This window comes from Pseudomonas edaphica, assembly GCF_005863185.1.
GTDB classification, from domain to species: domain Bacteria; phylum Pseudomonadota; class Gammaproteobacteria; order Pseudomonadales; family Pseudomonadaceae; genus Aquipseudomonas; species Aquipseudomonas edaphica.
Genome location: NZ_VBVZ01000390.1, coordinates 1 through 5,941, shown reverse-complemented (window position 1 = coordinate 5,941; position 5,941 = coordinate 1). Strand labels below are relative to the sequence as shown.

Below are 5,941 nucleotides of genomic sequence, written 5' to 3'. Positions count from 1 at the left end.
ATGGCATCAACTCAGTGTGCCTGACACACCGAGGTGCCTGCATCGCAGGCAAGCCAGCTCCCACATTAGACCGAGTATGGCTCTGCTGTTGCTGTTGCTCTGGTCCTTACATCCTTTTCGATGAAGAAGTCAGCGGTTTTTTGATCTGCGCTTTTGATCTTGATCTGAAATCGCCCCCCAAATCACTGTCGGATTGCGGGCATGCCGAGCCATAGCGAGGCACCGAGTGTTGGGGCGAGGACCTTTTGGTTACTTTTGACTGGGCCGGCATTCCGGTCCTTGCAAAAGTGACCCGCTGTAAGAGCGGAACCATAAGCCGCCGTTACCGCAGCAACGGATATGTACTCAACAACCCCCCCCCACACAGAGCGTTCGGCCTGTGTTCAACACATCTTCATGGCCCGCGCCAAGCGCAACGTACCCTGGCGGATCTCATCCCGATTGAGCGAAGCAAACCCCAGGCGCAACGCGTTCTCCGCCAAGCCCTCAGGCGAAAACTGACGCGCACTGCGCACCACAACTCCCTGGCCCAGGGCATCCTCCACTAACCGGTCAACATTCGTCTCATCCTGGAAACGCACCCACAGCGCCAGCCCGCCCTCGGGCGTACGCACCTGCATACGCTCGCCGAACGCCTCGTGCAGACAGCTCTGCAACACTTCGCGCCGCGCGGCGTATTCTTTCGAAACACGGCGCAAGTGCTTCTTCAATTCACCCTCATTGATCAGGTCCGCCAACATTTTCTGCGCGACGGCATCGGTGTCGCCCACCACCAGTGCGGCGCTTTTTTGCAGCACCTCAATCACATGGGCAGGCGCCACCACATAGCTGCAACGAAACGTCGATCCCAATGCCTTTGAGAGCGAGCCGATGTAGATCACATGGCGTTGCGCGCTGTCACTGGCCAGCGGCAAATAGGGCCGTCCATTGAAGTGATACTCGTGGTCGTAGTCTTCTTCGATCACGCAAAAATCATGCAGCGCCGCCAAGGCCAGCAGCTGTTGCCGACGTGCCGCATGCAGGCTTACGGTGGTGGGGAATTGATGGTGCGGGGTGAGATAGATCATGCGCACTTTATGCGTTTGGCAGAGCTGCTCGATATGGTCGGTGCGGCAGCCTTCATCGTCCATGTCGACCGTGATCAAACGCGCACCGAGCTTGCGGAAAATCTCCCACGCCGGTGGGTAACTCAGGCGCTCCACCAACACCACGTCACCGGGCTGGATCAGCAGGCTGGCCGTGAGGTACAGCGACACCTGGGTGCCTGGCGTCAGGCAGATATTCTCGGCGCTGATCATCAGCCCGCGATTGTTACGCAGCATGTCGGCCAGCGCGCAGCGCAGGTAATAGCCGGTGCCCTCGCTGCCGTAGCGCACCGTGTTGGTGGTAAAGCTGCTGCGCAAGGCGTTGCGGTAGTAACGATGCAGCACGGCTTGCGGCAGCAAGCGGTGATCGCACGCGCCGTTATCGAAAAATAACGCGTCATGCCGGTGCTCCAGGGCAATCACCTGGGCGTTCTGGGCGAAGTAGGGCACGACCGCCTGTGGCACCAGCGCTGGGGCGAAAGACGGTTGCGAGCGACTGGGCACGGGCTTGGGCGCCAGTTGCGCATTGACGAAGGTGCCACGGCGCGGCTCGCTGATCAGCCAGCCTTTGGTCATGGCCTCTTCGTAGGCCAGGATCACGGTTTTGCGGTTGACGTCGAGCAGGTGCGCCATCTCCCGAGTGCCCGGCAGCAGCGTGCCGGGCGGCAGCCGCCCTTCGAGGATGGCCGCGACGAGGCCTTCGGCAATCTTGCGATAGGAGGCTTGGCTTGAACCGTCATCAAGTTTGAGCAAGGGGCGCCACTTACGCATCTGGACCATCTGAAGTATCCAAAACTGGAGGTTTTAATGGGCCTAGTCTAGCGCAACAATCAGGCCTCACTTACTCCGAGGTCTTTATGAACACACGCCATGTAATCGAACTCTCTCCCTCGGGTAAAACCTTTGAAGCCGGTGATGAGCTGTTGCTGGACGCGATGCTCGCCAGCGGTTTGTCAGTGCCGTTCTCGTGTCGACGCGGTGCCTGTGGGTCGTGCAAGGTGGTGGTCACCCAAGGTGAATACCGCGCCAAGCAACTGGCCCCCGGCGCACCCGCGCCGAGCTACCCGCTGGCGGCCAATGAAATGCTGCTGTGCCAAAGCCATGCCTGCGCCGACATGCGCCTGGAAATTCCCGGCTGGTCGCTGGACACGCCCGCGCTGGTCGTCGAGTCGACAGTGCTGAGCAAGCGCGCACTGAGCTCCGACATCATCGAGTTGGTGGTGATGCCGGATATGCCATTGGCCGTGCGGGCAGGCCAGTACCTCAAGGTCCGCCTGGTCGATGGTGATTCGCGGTGCTTCTCGATCGCCAACTTGCCGGCCGACGGCGATGGGCGGCTGGTGTTTCAGATTCGCCAGGTGAGCGGCGGGCTGTTTTCCGAGACCCTGCTGGGCAGCCTTGAGGCCGGCGACCTGTTGCCGCTGGAAGGGCCTTTTGGTGCCTGCACCTGGCAGGACGATGACGCTGCGCCGGTCGTCCTGTTTGCCACCGGCACCGGCTATGCGGGTATCAAGCCGATCTTGCTGACCGCCTTGAAGCGTGATGTAGAGGTGACGTTTTACTGGGGCGGCGCGCAAGCAGCAGATTTTTACGACCGCGCATTCCTGGACCAGGCGGTCATCGACCACCCGCGTTTCCACTGGCACCCAGTATTGGCCTCGCAGGGCAAGGTGCAGGAAGTCGCGCTAGGCCACGGGCACCGTTGGGAAGCCGCTCAGGTGTATGCCTGCGGTAATGGCGGCATGATCAGCCAGACGCGTGCCAAGTGCCTGGAAGCAGGTTTACCGAGCCATCGGTTTATCGCCGAAGCCTTTGTGCCCAGCGGCCAGTCGAGCGCCGACGCGCTGCTCAAGACCCTGGATGACACCTGGGAAAAGGTCGGCCCGAGGTATTCGCTGGACGGCATGCTCGCCGCTCGTGAAAAAACCATCCGCGCCCTGGCAGCGATTGCCAGCCAGCTCAAGGTCGGCATGACCACCGGGGAAGCCCTCGACATGGCCGCCGAGCAGTTGCAGGCCATGGGCGCCTCCCACACCTGGCACCCGACGTACATCCGTTTTGGCGACGACACGGTTCGCCCACCGAGAGAAGGCATTGACCCACTGCGCCCGCTGCGTGCCAGCGATATCGTGGTGGTCGACCTCGGCCCGGTGTGGGACGGCTACGAGGGCGACTATGGCGACACCTTTGTTTTCGGCGAGTCAGCGCTGCACCGCGATTGCTTCAAGGCCGTGCATGAAGTGTTCGATGAAACCCGCGAGGCCTGGAAGCGTGGCATGACCGGCTGTGAACTCTATGACTTTGCCGAGGAACGGGCCGTTTCCAAGGGCTGGCGGTTGTCGCGCAACCTGGCCGGCCACCGTATTGCGGATTTCCCCCACGCACTGTTCGGCACCACGGAATTGGCCGAGCTTGAGATCACACCGAGTGAAATGGTGTGGGTGCTGGAGATCCAGCTCTGCCACCCCACCGAGCCGGTTGGTGGGTTCTTTGAAGATATCCTGATGCTTGAAGCTTGAAGGGCTGAGGCACTCTAGGTGTTAGGTAGGAGGTTTCCCGAGTTTCCCTGAACTATATGGGCGCAGTCGGCTCATACAGCCATTGCCAATCACGGCAATTATTTCTGTGCGATAGGGACATCACCTGTGAAATATGCAATCTGCGCCACCTTGCTGCTGTCACTGAGCGGCTGCCTGACCATGTCGGGTGAATACACCGTGACGGCTCAGGACGCCTCCGGCGCCCCGTTAACCAGGCTCGGCACCTTCACCGCCGAGGGCCATAACATTTACCCCATACGCAATGCGTTCTGCCTCAATGCGCCGGGGGCGACGGTCATCATTCGCGATGCCCGGACCGGCGAGGAACTGCGCAGCGAAAGCCCTTATCACTGCCGTTAAGCCTCAAAAAAAGGATTTCCATGAGAGCGTTTCTGATAGCAGGCCTGGCCGTGGCCGTAAGTGGCTGCGGCAATATTTCCAATATCCGTGCTTACAACACGGCCTATGTTGAACCCACATCCGGGGATACCGCACGTTTGCGGCGGGTGCCTGGCGCCGGGGTGATGGCCGTGTCCGAATCCGGCTTTGCGGGTCAGAATAATGGCCGCAGCCTGGGCATGCCCGAGAGCAACCGCCGGGTGGAGGCGCAAGGCTCGGCGCGTAGCGAACTGAAGGTGCCGGCGAACAAGCCTTTTGCCATGAACTTCCAGAGTGAGGGCTATGTTTCTGGCGGCAATTCCTACAGCTGCAGGCAGAGCTTTCACTTCACCCCCAAGGCCGGGCAAGATTACGAACTGATCCTGCTGGACGGTGGCCAGTGCCTGATTGCATTGCAGCGCCTGAACCCGACGGGGAAACCGCAGAACGTGCCGGTAGAGAAGGCCAAGCTGTGCAATGCGATGGATATGTTTTAGGCCGCAAGCCAGACCTGTTTAACCACAACGCCGATCAATGTTGATCGGCGTTGTGGTTTTTACCTGCGCTTATCAGAGCTTCGGCAGTTGCCCCACACGGCCGATCATTTCCGTGACGATCTGCAGGTCCAACAGGAACTGCTCGACGGTCTTGAACTCACCGTCGGTGTGCCCGGTGTACTTCACGTCCGGCTTCGCCAGGCCGAATTGCACGCCATTGGGCAGCTCATGCACGGAGGTCGCGCCGGCTGAGGTGCCGAACTTGTGCTCCATGCCGAGGTTTTCGCTGGCCACGGCCAACAGCGCTTTGACCCACTCACCTTCAGGGTTGCGATACATCGGTTCTGCCACCGAGTAAGTGACGTCCATGGCCACTTTGGTGTGTTTGTCCCAGGCGCTGATTTTCTCTTCGATCTCGGCCTTGAGTTTTTCCGGCGACTTGCCCTTGGGAATGCGCAAGTTCACCGCCAGTTTGAAGGCTTTGGCGTCTTGGCCAACAAAGGTCAGCGAAGTGGTCAGCGGCCCCATGAATGCATCGGAGAAGCCCACGCCCAACTTGCCGCCCAGGTAATCCAGGCCCCAGTTGTCGGCGGCATATTTTGCGGCGTCGGTGATGTGGTTGTGCTTGAGGGCGATCTTGCCGTCGACGCTGTGGATCAGCTCCAGCATACGTGCGACCGGGTTCACGCCGGTTTCCGGCTCGGACGAGTGCGCGGACACACCGGTGACCGTCAGCTTGACCTCTTTGCCCACCACCTTGGCCGCCACGGTGAAGTCAGCGCCATTATTTTTGGCGTATTCATCGCCGGCTTTTTGCAGGTTGGCCGCCAGCTCCGCAGGCTTGTCGCTGAGCAGAGTGGCCACCGACACCGAAGGAATCTGGTTGGTGGCCGCGCCGCCGGTCATGGCGATGATTTCTGCGCCTTTGCCGTCACCTTTGCGCACCGGAAAGCTTGCCATGACGGTGCCGTAGCCTTTTTCGGCAATCACCACCGGGTAGCCGCCATCCAGCGCCAGGTTGTATTGCGGCGTCGGGTTATGCTCGAAGTAGTAAGGAATGGCGTCTCCGGACGTTTCCTCGGTGGTGTCCACTAGCAGCTTGAAGTTGCGCGCCAGTGGCAGCTTTTCTTCCTTGATGACCTTCATCGCATACATCGTCACCACGATGCCGTTCTTGTCATCCTCGGTGCCACGGCCGTACATGCGGTCGCCGATCAGGGTGACTTTGAACGGGTCGAGCCTGGTGCCGTCCTTGAGCACCCAGTTTTCCGGGGTCACTGGCACCACGTCGGCGTGGGCGTGAATGCCGACCACTTCATCGCCGCTGCCTTCCAGGGAGATTTCATACACGCGGTTGTCGACGTTACGGAAGTTCAGGTTGAAGGCTTTGGCCAGGCCCTGGATCTTGTCGGCGATCTTGAGGAATTCCGGGTTCTTGTAC

At 60.3% G+C, this 5,941-nt stretch carries 5 protein-coding genes; 3 read left to right on the top strand and 2 right to left on the bottom strand.

The window, feature by feature from the left end; all coding sequences use genetic code 11:
- Positions 1–383: 383 nt before the first annotated feature.
- The gene (gene pdxR, locus FEM54_RS22260; RefSeq protein WP_138453047.1) at positions 384–1,865 is read right to left on the bottom strand and encodes a MocR-like pyridoxine biosynthesis transcription factor PdxR; all 1,482 of its coding nucleotides are present in this window, start codon (positions 1,863–1,865) and stop codon (positions 384–386) included.
- Between the two features lie 77 nt (positions 1,866–1,942).
- Here pdxR and FEM54_RS22255 point away from each other — a divergent pair, with 77 nt between their 5' ends.
- The 3 genes from FEM54_RS22255 (at position 1,943) to FEM54_RS22245 (ending at position 4,500) form a co-directional block, all read left to right on the top strand.
- Positions 1,943–3,604, top strand: coding sequence for an NAD(P)H dependent flavin oxidoreductase family protein (locus FEM54_RS22255; RefSeq protein WP_017136410.1), 1,662 nt, complete (start codon positions 1,943–1,945; stop codon positions 3,602–3,604).
- A gap of 126 nt (positions 3,605–3,730) precedes the next feature.
- Positions 3,731–3,985 (top strand): hypothetical protein, encoded by a 255-nt coding sequence (locus FEM54_RS22250; RefSeq protein ID WP_017136409.1) that lies wholly within the window; start codon positions 3,731–3,733, stop codon positions 3,983–3,985.
- Positions 3,986–4,005: 20 nt separating this feature from the next.
- On the top strand, positions 4,006–4,500 hold the full coding sequence (locus FEM54_RS22245; RefSeq protein ID WP_138453045.1) for a hypothetical protein: 495 nt from the start codon (positions 4,006–4,008) through the stop codon (positions 4,498–4,500).
- 72 nt (positions 4,501–4,572) lie between these two features.
- Here FEM54_RS22245 and FEM54_RS22240 read toward each other — a convergent pair.
- Positions 4,573–5,941, bottom strand: a 1,369-nt coding sequence (locus tag FEM54_RS22240; protein WP_138453043.1) for a dipeptidase, incomplete at its 5' end; no start/stop codon positions are given.

Bases quoted from the DNA above. Each gene is read 5' to 3' on its own strand.
- pdxR (WP_138453047.1), bottom strand. From the start codon at position 1,865: ATGGTCCAGATGCGTAAGTGGCGCCCCTTGCTCAAACTTGATGACGGT.
- FEM54_RS22255 (WP_017136410.1), top strand. From the start codon at position 1,943: ATGAACACACGCCATGTAATCGAACTCTCTCCCTCGGGTAAAACCTTT.
- FEM54_RS22245 (WP_138453045.1), top strand. From the start codon at position 4,006: ATGAGAGCGTTTCTGATAGCAGGCCTGGCCGTGGCCGTAAGTGGCTGC.